This is a genomic window from Streptomyces sp. CNP082, from assembly GCF_059570535.1.
Genome location: NZ_JCANSZ010000002.1, coordinates 284,951 through 310,030, shown reverse-complemented (window position 1 = coordinate 310,030; position 25,080 = coordinate 284,951). Strand labels below are relative to the sequence as shown.

Annotated in this window: 18 protein-coding genes and 1 other RNA gene; 11 read left to right on the top strand and 8 right to left on the bottom strand. The window is 74.2% G+C overall.

Annotation, left to right across the window (positions count from 1 at the left end; all coding sequences use genetic code 11):
- From B124_RS02910 to B124_RS02890, 5 genes are all read right to left on the bottom strand, one after another.
- Window positions 1–954: a stealth conserved region 3 domain-containing protein gene (locus B124_RS02910; RefSeq protein WP_496500999.1), complete on the bottom strand. Its 954-nt coding sequence runs from the start codon at window positions 952–954 to the stop codon at window positions 1–3.
- Between the two features lie 167 nt (window positions 955–1,121).
- Window positions 1,122–2,045: a carbohydrate ABC transporter permease gene (locus tag B124_RS02905; RefSeq protein WP_496500998.1), complete on the bottom strand. Its 924-nt coding sequence runs from the start codon at window positions 2,043–2,045 to the stop codon at window positions 1,122–1,124.
- Window positions 2,042–3,427 carry a carbohydrate ABC transporter permease gene (locus tag B124_RS02900; protein WP_496500997.1) on the bottom strand — a complete coding sequence of 462 codons (1,386 nt, stop codon included), beginning with the start codon at window positions 3,425–3,427 and terminating at the stop codon, window positions 2,042–2,044. Before B124_RS02900 ends, B124_RS02905 begins: the two co-directional genes overlap by 4 nt.
- Before the next feature lie 21 nt (window positions 3,428–3,448).
- The gene (locus tag B124_RS02895) at window positions 3,449–4,810 is read right to left on the bottom strand and encodes an ABC transporter substrate-binding protein (protein WP_496500996.1); all 1,362 of its coding nucleotides are present in this window, start codon (window positions 4,808–4,810) and stop codon (window positions 3,449–3,451) included.
- Window positions 4,811–5,355: 545 nt separating this feature from the next.
- Complete coding sequence (locus tag B124_RS02890; protein WP_496501038.1) at window positions 5,356–9,921, bottom strand: FHA domain-containing protein; 4,566 nt, start codon at window positions 9,919–9,921, stop codon at window positions 5,356–5,358.
- Between the two features lie 578 nt (window positions 9,922–10,499).
- Here B124_RS02890 and B124_RS02885 point away from each other — a divergent pair.
- From B124_RS02885 to B124_RS02870, 4 genes are all read left to right on the top strand, one after another.
- Window positions 10,500–12,239 carry a serine/threonine-protein kinase gene (locus B124_RS02885; RefSeq protein ID WP_496500995.1) on the top strand — a complete coding sequence of 580 codons (1,740 nt, stop codon included), beginning with the start codon at window positions 10,500–10,502 and terminating at the stop codon, window positions 12,237–12,239.
- Window positions 12,240–12,386: 147 nt separating this feature from the next.
- Window positions 12,387–13,778: a serine/threonine-protein kinase gene (locus tag B124_RS02880; RefSeq protein ID WP_496500994.1), complete on the top strand. Its 1,392-nt coding sequence runs from the start codon at window positions 12,387–12,389 to the stop codon at window positions 13,776–13,778.
- Between the two features lie 483 nt (window positions 13,779–14,261).
- On the top strand, window positions 14,262–15,383 hold the full coding sequence (prfB, locus tag B124_RS02875; protein ID WP_496500993.1) for a peptide chain release factor 2: 1,122 nt from the start codon (window positions 14,262–14,264) through the stop codon (window positions 15,381–15,383).
- Window positions 15,384–15,685: 302 nt separating this feature from the next.
- Window positions 15,686–16,486, top strand: a complete 801-nt coding sequence (locus tag B124_RS02870; RefSeq protein WP_496500992.1) for a hypothetical protein — start codon at window positions 15,686–15,688, stop codon at window positions 16,484–16,486.
- Window positions 16,487–16,664: 178 nt separating this feature from the next.
- Here B124_RS02870 and B124_RS02865 read toward each other — a convergent pair whose 3' ends face one another.
- The gene (locus B124_RS02865; protein WP_496500991.1) at window positions 16,665–16,862 is read right to left on the bottom strand and encodes a hypothetical protein; all 198 of its coding nucleotides are present in this window, start codon (window positions 16,860–16,862) and stop codon (window positions 16,665–16,667) included.
- Between the two features lie 215 nt (window positions 16,863–17,077).
- Here B124_RS02865 and ftsE point away from each other — a divergent pair, with 215 nt between their 5' ends.
- The 5 genes from ftsE to ssrA all read left to right on the top strand — a co-directional run bounded on the left by ftsE (window position 17,078) and on the right by ssrA (window position 20,959).
- On the top strand, window positions 17,078–17,767 hold the full coding sequence (gene ftsE, locus B124_RS02860) for a cell division ATP-binding protein FtsE (RefSeq protein ID WP_496500990.1): 690 nt from the start codon (window positions 17,078–17,080) through the stop codon (window positions 17,765–17,767).
- Between the two features lie 30 nt (window positions 17,768–17,797).
- Complete coding sequence (ftsX, locus tag B124_RS02855) at window positions 17,798–18,709, top strand: permease-like cell division protein FtsX (protein WP_496500989.1); 912 nt, start codon at window positions 17,798–17,800, stop codon at window positions 18,707–18,709.
- 90 nt (window positions 18,710–18,799) lie between these two features.
- The gene (locus B124_RS02850) at window positions 18,800–19,981 is read left to right on the top strand and encodes a S41 family peptidase (protein WP_496500988.1); all 1,182 of its coding nucleotides are present in this window, start codon (window positions 18,800–18,802) and stop codon (window positions 19,979–19,981) included.
- 17 nt (window positions 19,982–19,998) lie between these two features.
- The gene (gene smpB / locus B124_RS02845) at window positions 19,999–20,478 is read left to right on the top strand and encodes an SsrA-binding protein SmpB (protein ID WP_047016032.1); all 480 of its coding nucleotides are present in this window, start codon (window positions 19,999–20,001) and stop codon (window positions 20,476–20,478) included.
- Window positions 20,479–20,589: 111 nt separating this feature from the next.
- Window positions 20,590–20,959: a transfer-messenger RNA gene (gene ssrA / locus B124_RS02840) on the top strand.
- A 266-nt stretch (window positions 20,960–21,225) separates the two neighbouring features.
- Here ssrA and B124_RS02835 read toward each other — a convergent pair.
- Window positions 21,226–22,377, bottom strand: coding sequence for a PP2C family protein-serine/threonine phosphatase (locus B124_RS02835; protein WP_496500987.1), 1,152 nt, complete (start codon window positions 22,375–22,377; stop codon window positions 21,226–21,228).
- A 324-nt stretch (window positions 22,378–22,701) separates the two neighbouring features.
- Window positions 22,702–23,460 carry a Crp/Fnr family transcriptional regulator gene (locus B124_RS02830; protein WP_496500986.1) on the bottom strand — a complete coding sequence of 253 codons (759 nt, stop codon included), beginning with the start codon at window positions 23,458–23,460 and terminating at the stop codon, window positions 22,702–22,704.
- A 24-nt stretch (window positions 23,461–23,484) separates the two neighbouring features.
- Between B124_RS02830 and B124_RS02825 the strand changes: the two genes are divergently transcribed.
- Window positions 23,485–23,745: a YciI family protein gene (locus tag B124_RS02825; protein WP_496500985.1), complete on the top strand. Its 261-nt coding sequence runs from the start codon at window positions 23,485–23,487 to the stop codon at window positions 23,743–23,745.
- Window positions 23,746–23,778: 33 nt separating this feature from the next.
- Window positions 23,779–25,077 (top strand): MFS transporter, encoded by a 1,299-nt coding sequence (locus B124_RS02820; RefSeq protein ID WP_496500984.1) that lies wholly within the window; start codon window positions 23,779–23,781, stop codon window positions 25,075–25,077.
- Window positions 25,078–25,080: the final 3 nt, after the last annotated feature.

The window sequence follows — 25,080 nt, the reverse complement described above, 5'->3', positions numbered from 1 at the left end:
TCACCTCTCGGACGGGCTCGGGGACGGGATCTCGAAGGGGCCGGGGACGGGGAAGTACGCCTGGAGGAACGGCCGTACGAGCTCCACCTGCGCGGCCAGGTCGCCCGCGCCGGAGAGCGTGTCGTTGAGGCAGAAGACGTTCCGGTCGCGGCGGCGCAGCAGCCGCCGCAGCCTGGCGGCGAGGTCCGGGTGCGCGAGGTCGACGTAGTCGTACGTGAGCTGCCCGGGCACCGCGCGGCCGGTGAGGGCCTCGTAGTAGTGGTGGAACGCGGACGGGATGCTCAGGTCCGTGGCGCTGCGGAAGCGGCTTGCCGCGGTCTGCCGGTGGCGTTCGGGGAAGCGCTCCTCGGGGAGCGCCTGCCACGTGGCCGGGTCACCGGCGGGGCGAACCCGGCGTTCGGGGCGCCTGCTGCGGTCGGAGTGGCAGACGTGGCCGGGGTGCTCCGCGCACAGTGCCGCCAGCGCGGCGACGGCGCGGGCGCGGAGGGGGGCGGGGACGGCGACGGGGGTGGAGATGCTGCCGTAGCCGCGGACGGCGAAGTGCTCGACGCCCGCGGCGTCGAGGGCGCCGGTGACCAGGCGCAGGTTCTCGTTGCGGGCGCGCAGGGGCGTGGGGGCGTCGAGCACGACGGCGAGCCGGGTCTGGCCGCGGAAGTGGACGATCCGGCGGTCGGGGCGGCCGAGTTGGCCCGTGGCGCGCAGGGCGCGCAGCACCGGCCGCTGCCCCGGCTCGGGGACCCGCCGGGACACGGCACCGAGGGCGCGCCGCGCCCGGCGCCGGCCGGCGGGGGTGGCGACGGCGGCGAGGAGCCGGCGCACGCGCCGCGGCACCCCCGCGACCTCCCGCGCCGCGCCCCCGGGCGCCGGCAAGGGCCGCGTGAGGACAAACTCCGGGCACTCGTCGGGATACGCCTGGACCCCGTACGCGGGGACGACGACGCTGAACCGGAGCACGGACACATCCCTGGGCGGGTGGCGGCGGAAGGACAGTCCGTTGGTCGGAATGTCCTTATTTCTGCTATCCGCCACGGTAGCGGCGGCGCCACGCACTCAGCGTTACGACGGTACGGCCGCCCGGGTGATGTCCCCGGACGGCCGCATCGCGTCAGTGATGTACGTACCTACTTGACCGCGCCCGCCATCACACCCGACACGAACTGCCGCTGGAAGGCGAAGAAGACGATCAGCGGGATGACCATCGAGATGAACGCGCCGGACGCGATCAGCTCGATGTTGCTGTCGAACTGCCGCGTCTGCTGCTGCACCGCCACCGTCAGCGGCGGCTTGCCCGGGTCGGCGAAGACCAGGGCCACCAGCATGTCGTTCCACACCCACAGGAACTGGAAGATGCCCAGCGCCGCGATCGCCGGCCCGCCCAGGGGCATCACGACGCGGAAGAACAGCCGCACCTCGCTCGCCCCGTCGATACGGGCCGCCTCCAGCAGCTCCCGCGGGATCTCCGCGAAGAAGTTCCGCAAGAGGAAGATGGCGAACGGCAAGCCGAACGCGGTGTGGAAGAGCACCACGCCCGTGATGGTGTGGAACAGGTTCAGATCCCGGTACAGCGACGCGATCGGGATCAGCGCCACCTGCACCGGCACCACCAGCAGACCCACCACGGCGAGGAACACCCAGTCCCGGCCGGGGAAGTCCATCCACGCGAAGGCGTAGCCCGCCAGCGCGCCGATGACCACCACCAGCACCGTGGACGGCACGGTGATCCAGATCGTCGTCGGCAGCGCGCCCATCACGTCGTCGTTGCCGAAGAGCGCGTCGTACGTGTCCGTGGTGAGCTGCCCCGGGTCGCCGAAGACCTTCCACCAGCCGGTCGTCGCGATGTCCGCGGGGTCCCGGAACGACGACAGCAGCAGCCCCACCGTCGGGGTCAGCCACAGGAACGCCACGATGATCAGGAACGCCCGGACCGCGCCGCCGCCCGCGTACCGGCCGATCCGGGAGGCGAGCGACTCCTTCGCCGGCGCCTTCTCCTTCGCCTCCCGCGGTTCCGGCTTCGGTGCGGTCTGTGCCGCTGTTGCGGTGGTCATCGGCCGGACTCCTTTCGCAGGCGGCGGATATTGAAGATCATCACAGGGATGACGAGGAGCAGCAGCACGACGGAGATCGCACTGCCCACGCCCAGGTCGGGCTCGGTGCCGGCGAACGCCTGCTGGAACAGCTCGACGGCCAGCACGTTGCCGTCCTCCAGCCGGGCGCTCGGCACGATGATGTAGACGAGGTCGAAGATCTTCAGCACGTTGATCATCAACGTGACGAGCACGACCGCGAGTACGGGCGCCAGCACCGGCACCGTGATGCGCCGGAACACCTGCCACTCGTTCGCGCCGTCGACCCGCGCCGCCTCCATCAGCTCGCGCGGCACCGACGCCAGACCCGCGGCGATCAGCACCATCGCGAAGCCGGCCCACATCCACACGTACGCCGCGATCACCGCCGGCGTCACCAGCGACGGGCCGAGCCAGTCGACGCCGCCGTACGCCTCCTCGAAGTTCGAGGCGGGCAGCCGCAACTGGGCGCCGTCGGCCTCGGCCGGCAGTGTGAACGTACCGTCGGAAGCCGTCGTGGCCGAGGCGACGACCTTGCCGTCCTTGACCGCCTCGACCTTGATGTCCTTCAGCGCCTTCTCACCGCTGTCGACGACATCGGGCTCGCCGCCGCCGGGCTTGAAGTCCAGCCACACCGTGCCGGCGATCCCGTCGCCACCGGTCTTCGGCTCGGCGGCAGGCTGCTCACCCTCCGCGTCCTGCGGCTTCACCGCGACCAGCGGCAGCAGCGCCGGCCGGCCGGCGCTGACGGTGGCCTCGGAGGTGAACGGGCCGTTGTCCGGGCCCTTCAGATCACCGTTCGGGCGCGGGCGGGCGCCCGGCCAGGGTGCGGGGTCGCTGAACGTGTCGTGGATCGTCGTCCACGCCGCGTTCGCGGCGCCGCGCTCCGGCTCGTTCTGGTAGACGAGGCTGAAGATGACGCCCGCCGCCAGCATCGAGATCGCCATCGGCATGAAGACGACCATCTTGAACGCCGTGCCCCACCGCACCTTCTCGGTGAGGACGGCGAAGACCAGGCCCAGCGCGGTGCAGACCGCGGGCGCGATCAGCACCCAGATCAGGTTGTTGCGCAGGGCGGTACGGATGCGGTCGTCGCTGAACAGCTCGGTGTAGTTGTCCAGGCCGATGAACTCGTCGCCGGAGACGTCGAAAAGGCTGCGGTAGACGGAGTAGCCGATCGGATACAGCACCAGGGCGCCGAGCAGGACCACGGCCGGCAGCAGGAACGCCACCGTGATCCAGCTCTTGGTCCGCACGACCGACCGGGGCGGCTTGCTCTTCTTGCCCGGCGGCGTGCGGGCCGGCGGGACGAGGGGGGAGGGTGCGGCGGACTTCGCCGCACCCCCCGCCGACGAGGTCGACATCAGGGTCTCCCTGCCCGTCCGTCAGCTCTTGTAGGCCGCGGCTGCGGCCTTCTCGAGGTCCTGCTGCGCGCCCTCGACGTCCTTGGGATCGGCCAGGAAGTCCTGCAGGCCCTTCCACTCGCCCTTGCCCGCGGTGCCGCCGAAGTCGGCGGGCGCCTGGTCGGACATGTCGAAGCGGAAGTCGTCCCCGGCGTCGATGAGCGCCTGCGCGATCTCGCGCTGCACGTCGTTCGGGTACGCGCCCATGTCCATGTTCTTGTTCGGCGAGATGAAGCCGCCCGGCTCCGCCCACGCCTGCGCCGCCTCCGTGCTCGCCAGGTACGTCAGCAGCGCCTGCGCACCCTTGGAGTCGGTCAGCGCCACGGCCGCGTCGCCGCCGGTGACGACCGGCTTGTCCGGGCCGACCGCCGGGAACGGGAAGACCTTCGCGTCCGCGCCGACCTTCGCGTCGGTCTCGTTGACGAACGCGCCGACGAAGTCGGCCTCGAAGACCATCGACGCCTTCGGGTCGTCCAGGTCGGCGAAGGGAGCCGTCGCCGAGTCCGGGAAGGCCATCTTCGTCGCCTTCTTCGCGCCGCCCGCGATCAGCGTGTCGTTGCCGAACAGCTCGCCGAGGGTGGTCAGCGCGTCCTTCACCGACGGGTCGGTCCACGGGATCTCGTGCGCCGCGAGCTGGTCGTACTTCTCCGGTCCTGCCTGGGAGAGGTAGATGTTCTCGAACCAGTCGGTGAGCGTCCAGCCGTCCGCGCCGCCGACCGCCACCGGCGGCACGCCGGAGTCGGAGACGAGTTGCGCGGTGTCCAGGAAGCCCTGCCAGTCCTCCGGCTCCTGGGCGCCCGCGTTCTCGAAGGTCGTGGTGTTGTACCAGACCAGGGACTTGTTGGCGGCCTTGGCGTACACGCCGTACTGCTCGCCGTCCACCGCGCCCAGGTCCTGCCAGCCCTGCGAGAAGTTCTTGCCCAGCTCCTTCTTCGCGGCGGCGTTCAGGGGCTTCGCCCAGCCCTCCTTGACGAACTCCTGCAACACGCCCACCTGCGGCGCGAACACGACGTCCGGCGGCTTGCCGCCGGCGACCTGGGTGCGGACGAAGGAGGCGACGTTGTCGCCGGTCGGCACGTACTCCACCGTGGCGCCGGTCAGTTCCTCGAACCCGTCGACGACCTTCTCGAAGTTCTTCTGCTCCGGCCCCGTCCACACGGCGCCGACGCGCAGCGACTCACCGTCCAGCTTCGGCAGCTCGACGCTGGAACCGGACTTGTCCGCGTTCCCGCCGCCACCGCCGTTGTCGTCGTCGCCGTCGTCGCCGCATCCCGCGGCGGTCACGGCGAGCGCGCCGGCGGCGACGATCGCCACCGCGGCCCGCACGACTCTCACCTGCTGCATCCCAGCCTCCCCAGGAACGCGGGGCAGATGGGGTTGTCCCGTGCCGGCGCAGACCTGCCCCGCGGGGCCTGCGCCGTGTTACCTGTGCGAAACGCTGTGGGGTATGTCCTACGCCCGGACCGCCGGGCCCGCAATAGCGTCTCCTACGCAAGCGCTGTCATCGGCCGTTTCGTGATCCGTCCGTGATGGGGAAGCGTTCGGAATGTGAAGGCGGGCGCTGATCGGCTGGAGACCGGAGGAGAGATAAAAACCGCTGGTGGGAGGGGATTTGAAGAGAAACGGGTGCGGGTGCGGAGGGTGGGGAGAGAGTTCGGCCGGTGGAGGGAGGGGTGGCGCGGGTGAGTTGACGGCGAAGGGGGATGGGATAGCAGATTGTTGCTGGGGGGACGGGTGGGGCACATGGGGCGAGTGGGGCGTTGAGGGCAGGGGCGTGCGGGGGCGGGTGCGTACGAAGGGTGCGAGGTACGTACGCGCCGACTCGCGGCGGTGGTGCGCAGACGCGGGCGGGCCGGGGCGGAGGCCGCGGGTGCTACGGGGACGGGGTGCTACGGGGACGGGGCGCGGGGGTCGTGCGGCTGGGCGGCGGACGTGGCCGCGGCGCGCTGGAGGGCGCTTGCGAGGAGGGCCAGATCCGTGGGGCCGTTGCCGAGTTCGCGCAGGGGGCGGCTCGTCGGCGGTGAGCCCATGCGGGCCCACTCCAGCGGGACGACGGTGGGCCGGGCGGTCGCCGTACGCGGGATCCGCCCGGTGACCCGGGCGGCCTGGAACGGCACGGGCTCCACCCCGGCGGCGCACAGCAGCCCGCGCCCGGGCGGCACGTCCTCGCCGCCGAGCACGACGTGGTGCGCGGCACCGGAGACCGCGGCGGTGGCGGCGGTCGCCGCGGGCTGCGCGGAGGCGGTGACGAGGTGCATGCCGAGCGGGCCGCCGTCGCGGGCGATGGCCTCCACGACCCGGACGACCGACCCGGCGGCGGGCCGCGCGGGGCTGCCGAGGGCGGGGGCCACGAGGGCGTCGAAGTCGTCGACGAGCACCACGACGGCGGGCGGCGCGGGCCGCCGCCCGGCGGGGGCGGTGACGGGGCGCGCCGGACTGCCGGCGCCTTCGGCACCTGGCGTCGCGCCGGCGCCCGCGCCCGCGCCCGTGCCCGCGCCCGCGCCCGCGCCCGCGCCGGCCGCGGGCCGCGGGCCGGTGTGCGCGCCCCCGCCGCTGCCTGCCACCGCGCCGGTGCCCGCCCCCGGTGGCTGAGCGGCGGGGGAGCGGGGGCGGAGCCGTAGCGTGTTGCTCTGCGGAGCCTGGACGTCCGCCGCCCCGCCCGACCGCGGTCCCGGGATCGCAGGACCCTGCGGCCCCGGCTCGCCCTCCGGCGCGTACAGCGCGGCCCGGCGCTTGAACTCCGCCCCCAGCTCCTGCGCGAACTCCCGTATCCGCACCGGGTCGGACGCCACCAGATGCCCCGAGACGTGCGGCAGATCCGCCGCCGCGCCGAGCGCGTCGCCCCGCTCCCGCCCCGCGCCGTCGACCAGCACCAACTGAAGCCGCTCCGGCGGCTCCCCGGCGGCCAGCGCGGCGGCGAACGAGCGCAGCAGCTCCGACTTGCCGCCCCGCGCGGCACCTTCGACCGCCAGCGGCCCGGCGGCGAGGTCGGCCAGGAGCCGGCCGCCCGGCCCCGCGCCGAGCACCGCGGCCACGCGCGGGGCGCCGGAACGGGACTCCAGCCAGCGGGCGGTGAGCGCGGTGGGGGTGGCGCGGGCGAGGTCGAGCTCGTCCAGGAGGCGCACGGACCCGGGGAGCGGGCCGCGGCGGGCGGGGTGGGCGCCGTCGGCATCGTCGCGTTCGCCGTACGGGGCGAGCGCGCGGGCCAGCCGCTCCGCCCACGCGGCCGACACGGCATCGACGGTCCCGGCCGGCCCGGCGGCCTCCTGCCCGGAGGCGGCGACCTCGAACCAGCCGCCGGCCGCGGCGGGTTCCGCGGACGCGGCGAAGCCGTCGCCGAGGCGGGTGCGGCCGGTCCCGTAGGCGGTGGCGGGGGAGTCGGTGGCGGAGGAACCGGCGGGGGCCTGGGCAGCGTACGGATCCCCCGCGGCCGGTTCCGCCCGCCCGGGCGGCGCTACGGCCGCGGGGGCGCCCGGCTCCGCGGCGGCGGCACCGACCGGCGCTGCCGCCGCCGGCCGCTGGAGGAGACGCAGGCCGGTGGCCACGTCGCCGCTGAGCAGCCCCACCGCGCCGCAGGCGGCGAAGCCGGGCGCCGCCTCGCTGGCCGCGGCGTACATCGCGGTCAACGGCGAGGCGGGGGTGGCGGGTGCGGTCTCGGCGAGGCAGACGACGTGGACGCCGGCGGCGGACCCGTACTCGGCGAGCCGGGCGACGGCTCCGCGGACGGCGGCCGTCCCCGGGTCGCCGTCGATGACGAGCACGCTGCGGGTCCCCGGCACCGGCTGCTCCAGCCGCCGCTGCAACTCGCCCACGCGCGCGGCGGCCTGCTCCCGGTCGTACGCGAGCAGCAGCCGGCAGTCCTGGCCCTGCCGCGGCCGTACGTGGGGGAGCCAGCCGGCCCACGACCAGTCCTCGACGCGGGCCTCGTGCGGCCGGGCCGGGTCGGCGGCGACCAGCACGAGTTCAAGGACGTCGGGCCCGTGCAGCGCGGCGAGCTGGGCCACGACCGACCGCGCGAGCCCGGCGAGCCGGGCCCGCGGCCCGGCGAGCGCGAGCGAACCGGCCCGGCGCAGATCGACGGTGAGGGGGGCGGTGCCGCCACCGATCCGGAACTCGGTGCCGAGCCGCACCACGAGCGCGTCGGCGTGCGAGCTGCCACGGCGGAACACGAGCCCCCGCTGCCCGGGCCCGCCGCCGGCGGCACCGGGATACGCGGGTCCGCCGGTGGTGCCGGCTGAGCCGGATCGCGCGGACGCGCCGGCTGCCGCACCGGGGTACGTGGATCCGCCGGCGGTGCCGAGGAAGGCGCTTGCGGTGGCACCTGGCTGTGCGGGGAGGCCGATGGCGGCGCCGGGATACGGGGCCCCTTCCGCGGCACCGGGCGAGCCGGGTCGCGCGGGGGCGCCCGGGGCGCCGGTCGTGCCGGAGTCCGGGATACCGCCGGGTCCTGCGGGCGCGCCGGCTTCTGCACCGGGATACACGGACCCGCCCGGGGGGCCGGTCGAGCCGGGGCCCGGGATGCCGGGTCGCGCGGACGCGCCCGCTTCCGCAGCGGGGTACGCGGATCCGCCTGCGGCGCCGGTCGTGCCGGGGCGTGCGGGCGTACCCCCTGGTGCACCGGGGTGCGGAAGTCCGCCCGCGCCGCCGGGGTGCGCGGGGGGGTGGGCCGGGGTGTCGCCGGGGGAGCAGAGGAAGCCCGGCCGGTACGCGGCCTCGCCGGCCAGGGCTGCGAGCAGGACGGCGGCGGCGTCGGGGTAGCGGTCGTCCAGGTCGGTCGTGCCGGCGCGTTCGGCGGCGGTACGGGCCGTGGCCGGGGCGGCGGCTGCCAGGTCCGCGGCACCGTCGCGCCCGCCCAGCCGGCGGGCCCACGCCCGGATCCCGCGCCGCGGCGGCTGCGGTACGGAGGCCGCTCCCGCGGCCCCTTCCGCGGCCCCGCCGCGGGACCGCAACTCCGGCGGCACGACGGTGCCCCGCGTAGGGGTGCCGCTCCTGCGCGGGGCGGAGCCGCCGGGCCCACGTGCCCCCTCGGCACCTGCACGCCCGCGCGCCCGCGCGGCACCGGACTCCGCCCCCCGGCGCCCCGCGCCGTGAGCGCCCTCGCCGCCCGGCGCGCCCCGGCCGGGCGCCGCACGCCCGGCGTCGTACCCGGGAGCTGCGCCCGCGGGAGGTCCGCCCCGGCCGAAGTCGGCGTCCCCTTCACCGTATGAGGGAACCGCTTCCGCGGCGCCCTCACTCAATTCGGGGACGACGCCCCCGCGGCCGTACGTGACGGGTCCGTCGAGGCCGGGGGTGGTCCGTCCGCGGCTGTACCCGGGTTCCGCGCCGGTGGCGGGTCCGCTCTGGTCGGGGCCGGTTTGTCCGCGGCCGTGTCCCGGTCCCGCGCCCGTGGCGTCGCCGCGTCCCGCGCGGGTACGCGCGCTGTCCGCGCCGCCGTCCGTGGCGCGCGTGCGCCCGCTGTCGTGTCCTGGACCGGCTTCGGGGTCCCGGCCCCCGGCGCCGGACGGGTCCGGACGAGCGCCGCCGTGCTCGTCATCGCGGCCGGGGTCACCGGCCGTCGTGCCGCGGGCGGTGCCGGACCGCCCGGCTCCGAACCGGCGACCGCGTCCGCTGCCGGGCTCGTCGCCGCCCGCGGCATCCGCGTACGCGCCTCCGTACGCCGGGCCGCCGCCCGCCGGCCAGCCGGTGCCCAGGCCGGTCGTCGTCGCGTCCCGCTCCCGCGGCTGGCGCTGGTCTGGGACCCGGCTGTGCTCCTGCGACCCCGACCCCGACCCCGGCTCCCCGCCGTACTCCCCCCCGCCCGCGTCCGTACGCCCGGACCCGTGGTCCGCTCCCGCCGGTCCCGCGATCCGCAGCGCCGACTCGCCCACCCGCAGCACCGCGTCCGCCCGCAGCGGCACCGGATCCGTGCCCACCGGGGTGCCGTCGATCGTCGTGCCGTTCGTGGAGCCCAGGTCCGCCACCGTGACGCCGCCGTCCGGCGTGACGGTCAGCGCGCAGTGGAGGCGGGAGACGTCCGGGTCGTCCAGGGGGACGTCGGCGTCCGCCGATCTGCCGATCCGGATCTGACCGCCGTGCAGCAGGTGGACCCCGCCGGCGTCGGGGCCGGCCACCACCCGCAGGGTGGTGACGGCTGCCGCGTCCGCCGCCGGGGGCTGGCCGTGGTCCGGGTCCGCGGGGCCGCCGAGGCTCAGCACCGCGCCGTCCACCAGCGGGGGTTCGCCGAGCAGGGTGCGGTCCGGGTCGAGGAGCCGGCGGCCCGCGTACACCGCCACGCCCGCGCCGCCGCCCGTGCTGCCCGCGGCGCCCCCGCCGCCCGAGGCGGCAGCCGCCGCCGCGTCGAGGAGGCCGCCGGCTACGGCGCCCAGTGCCGTGCCGGCAGGTGCGGTGACGATCACATCGCGGCCACGCGCGGCGACGCCGCCGCGCGTCGCCTGGACGGTCAGCCGGATCTGCATGCCTGTCACCGCTCCCTTCCCTGGGCAGGGCCGATTCGAGGGCCGCTGTCATATTCCCATCCCGCACCGACAACTCGCTGCGGGGCCGGTGTTGGTGGATCTTGTCTGACGCTTCCTGTCCGTACTCCGACGTGAAATTTGCCAATACGGACACCTGTTGACGCCTTCGCTCGCCCTTCGGGGCAACCAACGACCGGGAAGCTGACGTCCTTCCTTCGCACAGGCACCATGCAACGGCTGTGGCTGGACGGCACGGCACAGGTGAGAGTGCGCCGGAAACGGGTACGGCGTCGGCAGGGCACAAGGACACAGGACGAGCACGGGGACCGGGCGGACGGCAGCCGGACGGCAGCCGGACGGCAGCCGGACGGCAGCCGGGGAACAGGCAGCCCGGGGAAAGCAGAAAACCGCAGGCGCCTTCCGGAAAACCGGTGGCCAGGGGCGGACCCCCGACCAGGCCCCGGGTGCCGCCCGACCCCGGCGGGCGCCGCAGCGACGCCACTAGAGTGGTGCAGATGGCGCCCGGACCGACCGGTCCGCGGGCCGGCAGGAACGATCACGACCAGGGAGCGCATGACGTGCGGCCGGTAGGCAGCAAGTACCTCCTCGAAGAGCCGCTCGGGCGCGGCGCCACGGGCACCGTGTGGCGTGGCCGCCAGCGCGAGACGGCGGGGGCGGAGGCCGCCGTGGCGGGCAGCCCCGGCGAGATAGTCGCCATCAAGGTCCTCAAGGAGGAGCTGGCAGGCGACCCCGACGTGGTGATGCGGTTCCTGCGCGAGCGCTCCGCGCTCCTGCGCCTCACCCACCCGAACATCGTCCGCACCCGCGACCTCGTCGTCGAGGGCGATCTGCTGGCCCTCGTCATGGACCTCGTCGACGGCCCCGACCTGCACCGCTACCTGCGCGACAACGGCCCCTTCTCACCCGTCGGCGCCGCCCTGCTCACGGCCCAGATCGCGGACGCGCTGGCCGCCAGCCACGCCGACGGCATCGTCCACCGCGACCTCAAGCCCGCGAACGTGCTGCTCGCCGGCGGCGCCGGGCCCGACGGGGCCGGCCGGATGCAGCCGATGCTCACCGACTTCGGCATCGCCCGGCTCGCGGACTCCCCGGGCCTGACGCGCGCCCACGAGTTCGTCGGCACGCCCGCGTATGTGGCGCCCGAGTCCGCCGAGGGCCGCCCGCAGACCTCCGCCGTGGACGTCTACGGCGCCGGCATCCTGCTGTACGAGCTGCTGACGGGCCGTCCGCCCTTCGGCGGCGAGAGCACCCTGGAGGTACTGCACCAGCACCTCAGCCAGGAGGCACAGCGCCCGCCCGGCCTGCCGGACCCGATGTGGACCGTCGTCCAGTCCTGCCTGCGCAAGAACCCGGACGAACGCCCCAGCGCCGAGAACCTGGCCCGCGGGCTGCGCACCGTGGCCGCCGGCATCGGCGCGGGTGCCGCTCCCGAGCAGGCTACCGCCGCCCTCGGCGTGGCCGCGCTGCTCGCCGCCGACCCGCACCCGGCACAGGTGCCGGGCACGGGCACCGGCGCGTCCGACCCCACGCAGATCCTCCCCGCGGGCAGCGCCGGCGCCCCCGGGCAGCAGGGTGCGTACGACCCGAACGCCGCCACCAGCGTCCTGCCCGCAGGCGCCGCGGGAGCCGCGGCCGGCGCCGCCGCCGCGCACGGCCAGCAGGGGCCCGGCGCCCCCGGGGCCGAGGACGGCACCCGCGTGATGCCCGTCTCCGAAGGGCCGCCGCAGCAGGAGGGGCCGCACCCCTGGGAGACCCAGATGCGCGCCCTCCGCGACCGCGGCGAGCAGACCCAGCAGATGGGCTACATCGACCCCAGCGAGGACCCCCTGCGCCGCCGCCCGCCGCGGCGGGTCCAGCGCCGGCAGCCGCCGCCCGAGGCGTACGCGGCCCCGCCCCCCCGCCGCGAGCCGCCGCCCCAGCGCTACGAGCCCCGCCCGCAGCCGCCCGCGCCGGCGCCCCCGCCGCAGCAGCCGCCGCGCGAGCGGCGCCGCAGCGCGAACCCGATGCACATCCCGGGGCTGGGCTGTCTGAAGGGATGCCTGTTCACGGTCCTCATCCTGGTCGTCGTCTCGTGGCTGATCTGGGAGCTGACCCCGGTCCAGGACTGGATCGCGGACGGCAAGGGCTTCTGGGACCAGATCACCGACTGGGCCACCGACCTCAAGGACTGGATCTCGGACTTCAACGACGCCGCCGACGACGCCGAGAAGACGAAGGACAGCGTCGATGAGGGCGTCAACGACCTGAAGGACGTCCAGGACGGTCTCGACGGCCTGAAGGACGCCACGGGTCAGTGAGCGCGGATCGGCAGGTGATGTTCGGGGCCGTCCGAGAGGCCCCGAACCACCGCCTGGCCAGTGAGCTTGCCGACAAGTCGACACCCACGAGGGGTTTCCGTGCCGGTCCGGCACCCAACGTCCCCGTCGCCGCGTAGCTTTGACGTCATGGCACGCAGAATCGGCAGCCGATACGCCGCCCATCAGGTGATCGGACGCGGCAGCGCGGGCACGGTGTGGCTAGGCGAGGGCCCGGACGGACCGGTCGCCATCAAGCTGCTCCGCGAGGACCTGGCCGAGGACCGGGAGCTGGTCGAGCGCTTCCTTCAGGAGCGCACCGCGCTGATGAGCCTGGACCACCCGCGCGTCGTCGGCGTCCGCGACCTCGTCGTCGACGGCCGCGACCTGGCGCTCGTCATGGACCTCGTCCGCGGTACGGACCTGCGCACCCGGCTGGAGCGCGACCGCCGGCTGCTGCCGCAGGCCGCCGTCGCCATCGCCGCCGACGTCGCCGAGGGCCTCGCCGCCGCGCACGCCGCGGGGCTCGTACACCGGGACGTCAAGCCCGAGAACGTCCTGCTGGACTCCGACGCCCCCGCCGGCCCCGGCGGTGCGCCGCCCGCGCTGCTCACCGACTTCGGCGTCGCCAAGCTCATCGACGCACCCAGCCGCGCGGCGCAGCCGGCCGCCACCGCTCCCCGCCCCCGCGGCGGCACCGCCGCGGGCGTCCGGGTGCCGACCCAGCGCCGCGTCATCGGCACCCCCGACTACGTCGCCCCCGAGATCGTCGAGGGCCTGCCCGCGCGCGCGGCCGTCGACATCTACGCCCTGGCCACGGTGCTGTACGAGCTGCTGGCCGGCTTCACGCCCTTCGGCGGCGGCCACCCGGGAGCGGTGCTGCGCCGGCATGTGACGGAGACCGTCGCGCCGCTGCCAGGCATCCCCGACGAGCTGTGGGAGCTGCTGCTGCAGTGCCTGGCGAAGGCGCCGGCATCGCGGCTGCGCGCGGTCGAGCTGGCTGCCCGGCTGCGCGAGATCCTGCCGGACCTGGACGGGCTGCCGCCATTGGACGTCGAGGAGTCGGCGGAGGGGGCGGACGACCCGGCCGGCGGCGGGGCGGCGCACACGGTACGGCTCGGCGCGGACCGCGCGGGGGCCCCCGCCGGGGCGGGCGAGCCGAGCGTGACCGGCGCCGGCGGACGGCCGCTGCGCGGGTCGGTGCCGCTGGTCAGATCCGCGGCGCCGGACTCCAACCGGGACACGCACACGAGCATGCGCATGCCCAGCGCCGACGAGCTGGCGGGCGGCGCCCGCGGCACCGCGCGCGTGCCGCGGCTGGCAGGCCAGCCGCGGCCGGGCTCGGCCCGCGCCGCCCGCGCGGGCACGTCGCGGGCTGGGGGTGCCTCCACGCCCCTCGGGCGTAGGGGGAGGCTGAAGCTCACGGTCGCGGCGGCGGTGATCGCCGCCGTGGGCGTCGGGGGCTGGCTGGTCGCGTCGGGCGGCGACGACGGCGGGAACAGCGGTGGCGGCGGCGACCGCTCCGCCACCTCGGAACCCTGACCGGGGGCAGCGCCCCCGAGCCCCGACCCGGCCCCGAGCCCCGCCCCGCCGTCCCGACCCGGCCCCGGGCCCCGTGCCGCGCTGCCCGTACCCGCAGGACCCCGGCGCCGTACCCGCGAGCCGCCAGGCCCGCCCTCGCCCGCACCCCCGCAGGACCCCGGGGCACGTACCGCGGCCCCCGCGGGCCTGCGGGTACGGACCGGCCGTCACCGCTACACCGCGCCGCCCCCGCTGTCCTCGCACATCCCAGGTCAGCACCCCCGCCGGCCAGCCGCCGCCCAGGCCGGTCGTCGTCGCGCCCCGCTCCCGCGGCCGGGGCCGGTCCGGGACCCGGGTGTGCTCCCGACGCCGACCCCGACCCCGGCTCTCCGCGGTACTCCGCCCCGCCCGCGCTCGTACGCCCGGACCCGTGGTCCGGTCTCGCGGCCCGCGGGTACCGCACGCGCCACCTGCGGCCGGAGCATGCAGCGGTACGCTGGTGGCGTGGCAGCACCTGATGTATCCGAATCGCTCAAGGCCCTCAGCTCCACCATGGACTCCATCGAGGCCGTACTCGACCTCGACAAGCTGAGGGCCGACGTCGCCGCGCTCGAAGAGGAGGCCGCGGCCCCCGCCCTCTGGGACGACCCGGAGAACGCGCAGCGGGTCACCAGCCGGCTCTCCCTCCTGCAGGGCCAGTTGCGGAAGAACGAGGAGCTGCGGGGGCGGATCGACGACCTCGAAGTGCTCTTCGAGCTCGCCGAGAGCGAGGGCGACGCCGACACGCAGCGCGAGGCGGAGGGCGAGCTGTCCGCCGTCCGGCGCGCGGTCGAGGAGCTGGAGGTGCGCACGCTGCTGTCCGGCGAGTACGACCAGCGCGAGGCGATGGTCAACATCCGCGCGGAGGCGGGCGGCGTGGACGCCGCGGACTTCGCCGAGCAGTTGCAGCGCATGTACCTGCGCTGGGCCGAGCACAAGGGCTATCCGACGGAGGTGCTGGACACCTCGTACGCGGAGGAGGCCGGCATCAAGTCGACGACCTTCGCCGTCAAGGCCCCGTACGCGTACGGCACTCTCTCCGTCGAGCAGGGGACGCACCGCATGGTGCGCATCTCCCCGTACGACAACCAGGGCCGCCGGCAGACGTCGTTCGCCGGCGTCGAGGTGCTGCCCGTCGTGGAGCAGACCGACCACATCGACATCCCGGAGAACGAGATCCGGATCGATGTCTTCCGCTCCTCCGGGCCCGGCGGTCAGTCCGTCAACACCACGGACTCCGCGATCCGCATCACGCACCTGCCGACCGGCATCGTCGTCTCCTGCCAGAACGAGAAGTCGCAGATCCAGAACCGCGCCGCCGCCATGCGCGTGCTGCAGGCCCGCCTGCTCGCCAAGCGCAAGGAGGAGGAGCAGGCGAAGCTGAACGCGCTCAAGGGCGACAGCGCCGGCTCGTGGGGCAACCAGATGCGCTCGTACGTGCTCCAGCCCTACCAGATGGTCAAGGACCTGCGTACGACGCACGAGGTGGGCAACCCGCAGGCCGTGCTCGACGGCGAGATCGACGGCTTCCTGGAGGCGGGTATCCGCTGGCGCAAGCAGCAGGAGCAGGCTGCTGCCGAGGGCTGATTTCCGGCGCTCGCCGGAGGTGCCGGCGGACCCGGTTGTTCCCCTTTCTTTCCGCCCCTTTCCCCGGCTGACCGCGCTCGCTGCGAGTGTCACAGTCGTGCACCATTCGGCCCGGACAATGGCCGGAAAAAGGTACAACCCCGTCTCAACTCGCTTGACGCTCCAGTGAATTCCCGAGAGGCTGGCGGCCGAGCTTTGTAGGTGTGTGGGGTTCGTGTGACTCAGGGGGGTAAGCCCGCCGCGAACAGGCCCCGTACCGACGCCAGCCCACTGACGAGTACGGCTACTGGGGGTAGCGAGCAATGACGAACAAAGTGCGTGTACGGGTGGCGCGGGTCGCCGCCAGCGCGCTGATCGCCGGCGGGGCCTCCCTTGCCGCCGCCGGTGCCGCGCAGGCCACCGGCGACGACGGCGGCGACACGCGCGTCGAGATCCAGGCCAACTCCGGCAACGGCCAGGACGGTGCGAACGGCCAGGGCGACGAGGATGCCGGCGGCGTGATCGCCGGCCTCATCGAGGGTGCCACCGGCGCGGTGACCGGCGAGACCACGGGCGAGACGACCGGTGAGACCACCGGTGAAACGACCGGTGAGACCACGGGCGAGACGACCGGTGAGACCACCGGTGAAACGACGGGCGAGACCACCACGACGGGTGAGACCACCGGCGAGACCACCACCACAGGTGAGACCACCGGCGAGACCACCACGACCGGTGAGACGACCGGCGAGACCACCACTGGCGAGAGCACCAGCAACGGCACTTCCGGTAACGGCGGGGCCGACGACGGCGGTTCCGGTGACGGCGGCGCGGACGACGGCGGTCAGCAGACCACCGGCGGCCAGCAGACCACCGGCGGCACCGGCGGCGGCGACTCCGACTGCGAGCTGGACGACGACAGCGTCATCTGCGAGACGGAGTCGACCTCCGGCGGCAGCGAGCCCTCGCCGGCCGGCGACAGCAGCCAGCCGCAGGAGCAGTTGGCCGACACCGGTTCCAGCGGCACCACGTACCTGCTCGTGGGTGCGGCCAGCATCATCGCGGGCGGCGTCGGCTTCCGGCTGCTGCCGCGGCTGATGACCCGCAACGAGACGGCGGCCTGACCCGCAGCGCCCGCCGCACAGGCGACACGAAGGGCCCGGAGCGATTCGCTCCGGGCCTTTCGCCTGCGTGGTTGCGCTTGGTGAGGATCCGTCGCGCTGCGTCGGTCAAAGCGATGTGATACGGATCACACTCGAAAGTCCGTGGTCCGTACGCCGCCGGGCCCCGCGGGCTTCGCGGCTACGCCGTCCGCTGCTGCAGGAACAGCACCGCCGCCACGGCCGCCAGCAGCGCCAGCAGTATCCACACCGTGGTCGTCGTCAGGCCGTGCCAGCCGTTCTCCTGGCGCATGCGCTCCCTGCTCGCCCGGCAGACAGGACAGCGGCCCTCGCTCACGGGCCCCGCACAGTTCGCGCAGACCAGCCAGTCGCGTGTCATGTGCTTCCTCCTCCCGTTCGCTCTCCAGCTCCGCTGGCTCTCTATTTCTCCACTTACCACTGTGCCAGGTCCGCGGCGAATCGGCGCGTGTCCCCGGATCCCCGCCGCCGCACCGGGAGGTTTGTCCGTGACGAAACGCACCAACCGCCCACGGCGACTGCGCGCCCCCATCCCCTTCGCGTAAGGTCACCTGCGACCGCGACAGGGAGCCCAGCGTGATCCGATTCGACAACGTCACCAAGATGTACCCCAAGCAGAACCGACCCGCGCTCCAGGACGTCTCGCTGGAGATCGAGCGCGGCGAGTTCGTGTTCCTCGTGGGGTCCTCCGGCTCCGGCAAGTCCACGTTCCTGCGGCTCATCCTCCGCGAGGAGCGCACCACCCACGGCCAGGTACACGTACTCGGCAAGGATCTCGCCCGGCTGTCCAACTGGAAGGTGCCGCAGATGCGGCGCCAGTTGGGCACGGTCTTCCAGGACTTCCGGCTGCTGCCGAACAAGACCGTCGCGGAGAACGTCGCGTTCGCCCTCGAAGTGATCGGCAAGCCCCGCGGCCAGATCCGCAAGACCGTCCCCGAGGTGCTCGACCTCGTGGGCCTGTCCGGCAAGGGCGACCGGATGCCCGGCGAGCTGTCCGGCGGTGAGCAGCAGCGCGTCGCGGTCGCGCGGGCGTTCGTCAACCGGCCGATGCTCCTCATCGCGGACGAGCCGACGGGCAACCTCGACCCGCAGACCTCGGTCGGCATCATGAAGCTGCTCGACCGCATCAACAGGACCGGTACCACAGTGATCATGGCTACGCATGATCAGCAGATCGTCGACCAGATGCGCCGGCGCGTCATTGAACTCGAGTTGGGGCGGCTGGTACGCGACCAGTCGCGCGGTGTGTACGGATACCAGCACTGAGCTGCTGCCCCCGGAGCTGAAAGGACGGGCATGCGCGCCCAGTTCGTCTTCTCGGAGATCGGCGTCGGTCTCCGCCGCAACCTGACGATGACCTTCGCGGTGATCGTCTCCGTGGCCCTGTCGCTGGCCCTGTTCGGAGCCTCCTGGCTCATGGGCAAGCAGGTCGACACCATGAAGGGCTACTGGTACGACAAGGTCAACGTCTCCATCTTCTTCTGCAACGAAGTCGACGCCGAAACCTCGCCCAACTGCAAGAAGGGCGCGGTCACGGAGGAGCAGAAGAAGGAGATCCGGACCGAGCTGGAGAACCTGGAGGTCGTCGACACCGTCCAGTACGAGTCCAGCGAAGAGGCGTACAAGCACTACAAGGAGCAGTTCGGCGACTCACCGCTGGCCTCTTCCCTCAAGCCGGACCAGATGCAGGAGTCCTTCCGGGTCAAGCTGACGGACCCCGAGAAGTACGACGTCATCACCAGCGCCTACTCCGACAGACCGGGCGTACAGGAGGTACAGGACCAGCGCAACGTGCTGGAGAGCCTGTTCAACCTGCTCAACGGCATGACGTACGCGGCGATCGGCGTGATGGCGCTGATGCTGATCGTGGCGATCATGCTGATCGTCAACACCGTACGGGTGTCGGCGTTCAGCAGGCGCCGGGAGACCGGGATCATGCGGCTGGTGGGCGCGTCCAGCGTCTACATCCAGTTGCCGTTCATCGTCGAGGCGGCCGTCGCCGGGCTGATCGGCGCGAGCTTCGCCGCGGTGATGCTGGTCGCCGGCAAGCACTTCCTGATCGACAACTGGCTCGCGGACAAGATCCTTTTGATCGACTTCGTCGGCTGGGACGAAGTGATCCGGGTGCTGCCCCTCGTCGTCGCGATCGGCCTGCTCATGCCGGGCATCGCCGCGTTCTTCGCGCTGCGCAAGTACCTCAAGGTCTGACGATCGGGGCGGGTGTGGCGTAGGCCACGTGCGTGCCACGGCGTGGTCAACTCCCCATCTGGCACCCGCCGCTGTCCTACACTCAGCGGCATGTCGGGTTCGGCTGACAGCGACAGGCCCCGCAGCGCCTTCCGCCGCGGGGCCTCCCTGACGTTCGTCTTCGTCAGCGTCCTGGCCACCGGCGCCGCCACCGGGTCCTGGCCCGGCGAGGACGGGCGCCCGCCCAAGGTGCTCACCGGCCACGTCGCCGACGGCCGGGACTACGAGCCGCGCACCGGCGAGGGCGGCACCGCCGAGTCCGCGGGCGAACTGGTCAGCCGCAGCGGAGACCGCTGGTCGACGGCGTACAGCGCGCGCGAGTACGAGTCGCTGCAGCAGATGCTGGCGGGCAGATACGTCGGCGTCGGGCTGTGGATCAAGACCGACGAGGCCGGCCTGATGGAGATCGCCCAGGTCGGCGAGGACAGCCCGGCCGCCGAGGCCGGCATCCGCGCCGGCGACACGCTGCACGCCGTCGGCGGCACGCCCGTCGCCAGCCGCCCGGTCACCGAGGTCGTCGCGCTGCTGCGCGGCGAGGAGCTGGGCGAGGGGGCGCCCGGCAGCACGGTGGTGCTGGCGCTCCAGCGCGGCGAGCGGCGCTGGACGCGGCCCGTGCGCCGGGTGGAGCTGACGACCCAGCCCGTGACCGTACGGCAGGACGAGCCCGCGGCCGACGGCGCCACGGCCGCCCCCGTGATCCGGGTGGAGAGCTTCACCCGCGGCAGCGGCGCGGAGGTGCGCCGGGCCGCCGCCCGGGCCCGCGGCGGCGACGGCCTCATCCTCGACCTACGGGGTAACTCCGGCGGCCTGGTCGTCGAGGCCGTCGAGGCGGCGTCGGCCTTCCTCGACGACGGGGTGGTCGCGACGTACGACCTGGAGGGCAGGCAGCAGGCGCTCTACGCGAAGCCCGGCGGCAACACCGGGACGCCGCTGGTCGTCCTCGTCGACGGCGGCACGATGAGCAGCGCCGAGCTGCTGGCCGGGGCGCTGCAGGACCGGGGCCGCGCCGTCGTCGTCGGAACCCGCACCTTCGGCAAGGGCTCGGTGCAGATGCCGAAGGCCCTGCCCGACGGCTCGGTCGCCGAGCTGACCGTCGGCGAGTACCGCACCCCGGCCGGCCGCAGCCTGGAGGGTGTCGGCGTCACCCCGGACCTCGACCTGGCCGTCACCGGCGACCGGGACGCCGAGGAGGAGGCCCGCACGGTTTTGAGTGGCCTCGGGAGCGGCGTCTAGGCGACAATGGCCCGGCTATGGGTAAAGACACGGGTCGCAAGCTGATCGCGCAGAACAAGAAGGCGCGGCACGACTACCTCATCCTCGACACGTACGAGGCGGGTCTCGTGCTGACCGGTACCGAGGTCAAGTCGCTCCGCCAGGGGCGCGCCTCGCTCGCCGACGGCTTCGCGCACCTCGACGGCGGCGAGATCTGGCTGCACAACGTGCACATCCCGGAATACTCGCAGGGTACGTGGACGAACCACACCGCGCGCCGCAAGCGCAAGCTGCTGCTGCACCGCGCCGAGATCGACAAGCTGATCGGCAAGACGCAGGAGACCGGGCTGACGATCGTGCCGCTGGCGCTGTACTTCAAGGACGGCCGGGCGAAGGTCGAGATCGCGCTGGCGCGCGGCAAGCGGGAGTACGACAAGCGGCAGGCCCTGCGCGAGAAGCAGGACAACCGCGAGGCGCAGAAGGCGATCTCCGCGGCCCGCCGCAGGTTCCGCGGCTGACCTGCGCGGACGGGTCCGTACGGCGGCGGAATAGGGTGGCACGCCGCGCCGTTCTTCCACTACCATGACACCAGCGGTCCCGAGGGGCTGCGCACCTTGAAAACACCACATGGGGATGATCGGTTTCGACAGCGGCTGTCGGAACAGGAGAAGCGAGCCGAGGAAGCGGCCATGATCTCGTTAACCACAGGCCGAAACAAATAATCGCCAACACCAAGCGCGATTCCTTCGCCCTCGCTGCATAAGTAGCGACTTGCGAAGTGTCAGCCCGGGGGTGTTCCCGACCCGGATCCTGGCATCAGCTAGGGGACTCCACCGCTAGACCCGGTCACGGGGTGTAGCGGGACAAACCACAGTGACTGAGCCCGTCGGAGACTTGTCCGCGTGATCTCCGGGGCCGAGAAAAACGAAGCGGACTGCGCTCGGAGAAGTCCTGTCCCTGCACCGTTGGACGCGGGTTCGATTCCCGCCATCTCCACGAATGCGATAGGCGACGTGTGCCCGCGGAATGCGCGGGCCGGGTCGCCTTCGTCGTTTCTGCGCGGCTGCGCCGCGCGGAGCGGGGGCTTTGCCCCCGCACCCCCTTTCCCTGCGGGGTGGGCCGGCGGCGTGTGCCCGCGGAATGCGCGGGCCGGGTCGCCTTCGTCGTTTCTGCGCGGCTGCGCCGCGCGGAGCGGGGGCTTTGCCCCCGCACCCCCTTCCCTGCGTGGTGGGCCGGCGGCGTTTCTGTGCGGCGAACGTAGCTGGTCAGAGCGGGGGCGGGGTGTCCGGGAGGCGTTCGATGGCCAGGAGGGCGGCGTCGTCGCCCAGACGCCGGCCGGCGTGCCGGAGCAACTCCGTGCGCAGGGCCGTGACCAGGGCGTCCAGGTCCTCGTGGGCGTGGCGGGCGGCGCTGGTGGTGAGGGGGAAGTAGACCCCGTGTTCGTCGCGGGCCTCGATGAACCCGTCGGTATAGAGCAGCAGCCGCTCGCCGGGGCGGAAGTCGATGGTCTCGGGGACCGGCATGGTGCCGACGAGACTGCCGAATCCGATGGGGACACCGGGCCGGTCGGGCAGTTGGCTGGTGACGGTGCCGCCGCCGATGAGCAGCGGTTCGGGGTGGCCCAGGTGCACGATGCGGGCGACGTGTTCGTCGGGCGGGATCTCCATCAGCAGGGCGGTGGTGAAGCGCTCGCTGAAGTCCTCCGCCGGCTCGGACCGCCTGATCTCCCGCCGCGCGGTCTCCTCCATCCGCCCGGCGACCTCGCCGATCGTGGGCTCCCGGTAGGCGGCCTCGCGGAAACACCCGGTCAGAATGGCGGAGACCCCGACGGCGGGCAGCCCCTTGCCCCGTACGTCGCCGATGAGCACCCGGACGCCGTACGGGGTCTGGAGCACCTCGTACAGGTCCCCGCCGATCTGCGCTTCGGCCTCCGCGGCGAGGTAGACGCTGCGCACGGCGAGCCGGCCGATACGCGGTGGCGGCGGTCGCAGCAGCGCGAGCTGCGCGGCCTTGGCCACCGACCGGACCTGCTTGAGCTGGGCCTCGCGGTGCTGCCGGATGACGGCTGACGCGACGCTGGCGAAGGCCACGGCCGCCAGGGCGGCGAGGATCAGGTTGGCGCTGACGTCGCCCCAGACGCCGTTGGAGTAGCTCAGGCCCGCGGCCAGGCCGATCGCGGTGGCGCCGATCGCGGCGGTGGCGCGTGCGGACGCAAACGCCGCGGCCACGACGGGCGCGGCGCCGAGCAGCGGCGTCATCCGCAGCCAGGAGGCGGCGGAGAGGTCGACGGCCGCGACGACCACGAGGATCAGCAGGGGGTACAGGACGCCCGGAACCCGGGGCGCGCCGTGCCGGGCGGGGTCCTCCTCGGCGCCTCCGGCATCGCGGCGGTGGCCGCCGCGCGACGGGAGTCGCATGGTGATGGCGCCCTTCGGTCGATCAGTTCCTTATGTCCCGATTAATCGAGGATAAGTCACCGAGAGGGAAGGCGAAGAGACTGTGTGGCCTCGTCGAGGGACGGGGAGCGGGCTACCGGGAGGTACCGCGGGGCGGTGGCCGGGCGTGAGGCCGGAAGGCGGGTGACGCTGGGGCTGCTGGCGCGGCTTCGTACGGGCTCCGGGCCCGGCTGCGTACCGGGGCGTATGCCCGGGCGGCCGGCTCCCAGGCATGTCCGGCGCCTGTCCGGCGCCTGTCCCGCGCCTGTCCGGCGCCTGTCCGGCGCCTTTCCGGCGGCGGTGCCGTCAGGGGTGTCCGGGCGTGGCGCGCAGTGCCAGGACCTCGGGGGCGGTGATCTCCACCTCGCCGCGGGCGTACGTCAGCACGCCGTCGCGGCGCAGCCCGGACAGCGCGCGGTTGAGGGTGACGCGCGTGACGCCGAGGTGGTCGGCCAGCGGCTGCTGGCCGCCGGGGAGCGGGACGCGGGAGGAACGCAGGCGGGCGGCCTCGGCCAGCAGCCAGGCCGCGAGCCGGGCGGGCGTGGGCAGGGTCGCCGTCGCGGTGAAGCGGGTCTGCTGCTCGCGGGCCTGGGCGGCGAGGGTCCGCAGGACGTGGGCGCGTACGGCGGTGGTGTCGTCGACGAGGGCGAGGAAGCGGGCCCGGGGCAGGCTGCGTACGGTGCAGGGGGTGAGGGCGGTGAACGTCGCGGTGTGGCCGCGGTCGTCGATCACCGCGACCTTGTCCAGCGCACACGGTCCCGGCCACGCCCCGACCCGTACGACCCGCCCGGCCGCGGACACGACGGTGGCGGCGACCCGGCCGTCGAGGAGCAGCAGCAGGTGCCCGGCCGGCTCCCCGGCCGCGCGCAGGACGTCCCCGGCGGCGTACCGCCGCGGGACGGAGGCGTGCCAGAGGTCGCGCAGGCGGGCCGGAGGGAGGCCGTGGAGCAGCGGCACGTCCCTGAGCACCGCGGACGCCGCGGGCCCGGCGTCCGGCGCCGCGGGTTCCGCGCCCGCCTCCGGCGGCGTCCCGGTGCGTGTATCGGGCGATACAGATCCGCTCACATCCCCGACCGTACCGTCGCCCCCATGCTCGTACTCGAACTGCGCTTCGCCCCCACCCCCGCCCGCCTCGACGCCCGGCCCGCCCACCGCGACCGCCTCACCCGGCTCCACCGCGACAAGACCCTCCTCGCCGCCGGCCCCTGGGCCGACGACTCCGGGGCCCTGCTCGTCTTCGACACGGCCCGCGACCGGCTCGACGCGATCATGGCCGACGATCCGTACTACCGCACCCCGGGTGTCGAAGTCGTCGGCATCCGCGAGTGGATGCCCGTCGTCGGCCCTTGACCTCCACCCCGGTTCACCCGGCACGCTGACGGCGTGACCCGCCGCCTCGTCCCGCGCGCGTACCGCCCCGTGCTCGCGCACCCCCGGCTGCGCCGGCTGCTGCCCGCCTTCGTGGCCTCGGACTTCGGCGGCGGCATGAGCATGGTCGCCGTGGCGTGGCTGGCCATCCTCATCGCGCCGGACGGCAGCGAGGGCCTGCTCGTCGGGGCAGCGCTCGCCGCGTACGCGCTGCCGGGGGCGGCGGGCGTGCTGCTGCTCGGGCGGTGGCTGCGGAAGCTGCCCGCGCGCCGGCTGCTCATGGCCAACTGCGCGCTGCGCGGCACCCTGTTGGGCTGCATCCCGCTGGCCTGGGGCGCCGGAGTGCTGGATCCCGTGACGTACGTGGTGCTGCTCGGCTGCTCTTCGGTGCTGACCGCCTGGGGCAACGCGGGGAAGTTCACGCTCGTCGGCGAACTCCTGCCGGAGCAGCACCGGCTGGCCGCCAACGCCCTGCTCGGCGCCAGCATGTCCACGAGCATCGTCGCCGGCCCCGCCGCGGCCGGGTTCCTCGCCGCGGCCGTCAGCCCGGCGTGGGTCATCGGCCTGGACGCGCTGACGTATCTGGCGCTCGCCGTGCAGACCGCGCGGCTGGGGCCGGTCGGGGCGGAGAGCGAGGAGGGCGCAGACGCGCAGCACAAGCCCGCCGGCCGCGGGCTGCGGCTGTTGGCCACCCAGCGCGAGCTGCTCGCGATTCTCGTCCTGACCTGGCTGTTCTTCGCCCTCTACGGCCCCGTCGAGGTCGCTCTGCCGCTGTACGTGACCGGGGTGCTCGACGGCGACGCCGGGCTGCTGGGGCTGTTCTGGACGGCCTTCGGCGTCGGCGCGGTCGCCGGCGGGCTGACGGTCGGCGCGCTGCGGCGGCTGCCGCTGTGGCCGGTGACGCTGGGCATCGTCGCCGGCTGGGGGGCGACGCTGCTGCTGCCGTACGGGCTCGGGGCGGGGATCGTCGCGGCGATGGCGTGCTTCGCGCTGGGCGGCGCGGTGTACGGCCCGTACCCGGCGCTGTCGTTCACGCTCTTCCAGAACCGTACCCCGGCGGGCTGGCTGACCACGGTCCTCGCGGCGCGCGGCGCGGTGCTGCTCACGTCGACGCCGGTCGGGGCGGCGCTCGGGGGGCCGCTGGTCGCGGCGTTCGGGGCGCGGGGGGTGCTGGCGGGGTCGGGGGCGGCGACGGTGGGGGTGGCGGTGGTGGGGACGGGGGTGTGGCTGGCGTCGCGGGGGGCCGGCACCGTAGCCGAGGCCGGTGAGGCGCAGGACGGCGCCGGGGCGCGGGGGCAGGACGAGTGGGCGTAGCGG

Bases quoted from the DNA above. Each gene is read 5' to 3' on its own strand.
- B124_RS02905 (WP_496500998.1), bottom strand. From the start codon at position 2,045: ATGACCACCGCAACAGCGGCACAGACCGCACCGAAGCCGGAACCGCGG.
- B124_RS02900 (WP_496500997.1), bottom strand. From the start codon at position 3,427: ATGTCGACCTCGTCGGCGGGGGGTGCGGCGAAGTCCGCCGCACCCTCC.
- B124_RS02895 (WP_496500996.1), bottom strand. From the start codon at position 4,810: ATGCAGCAGGTGAGAGTCGTGCGGGCCGCGGTGGCGATCGTCGCCGCC.
- B124_RS02890 (WP_496501038.1), bottom strand. From the start codon at position 9,921: ATGCAGATCCGGCTGACCGTCCAGGCGACGCGCGGCGGCGTCGCCGCG.
- B124_RS02880 (WP_496500994.1), top strand. From the start codon at position 12,387: ATGGCACGCAGAATCGGCAGCCGATACGCCGCCCATCAGGTGATCGGA.
- B124_RS02870 (WP_496500992.1), top strand. From the start codon at position 15,686: ATGACGAACAAAGTGCGTGTACGGGTGGCGCGGGTCGCCGCCAGCGCG.
- B124_RS02865 (WP_496500991.1), bottom strand. From the start codon at position 16,862: ATGACACGCGACTGGCTGGTCTGCGCGAACTGTGCGGGGCCCGTGAGC.
- ftsX (WP_496500989.1), top strand. From the start codon at position 17,798: ATGCGCGCCCAGTTCGTCTTCTCGGAGATCGGCGTCGGTCTCCGCCGC.
- B124_RS02850 (WP_496500988.1), top strand. From the start codon at position 18,800: ATGTCGGGTTCGGCTGACAGCGACAGGCCCCGCAGCGCCTTCCGCCGC.
- smpB (WP_047016032.1), top strand. From the start codon at position 19,999: ATGGGTAAAGACACGGGTCGCAAGCTGATCGCGCAGAACAAGAAGGCG.
- B124_RS02835 (WP_496500987.1), bottom strand. From the start codon at position 22,377: ATGCGACTCCCGTCGCGCGGCGGCCACCGCCGCGATGCCGGAGGCGCC.
- B124_RS02825 (WP_496500985.1), top strand. From the start codon at position 23,485: ATGCTCGTACTCGAACTGCGCTTCGCCCCCACCCCCGCCCGCCTCGAC.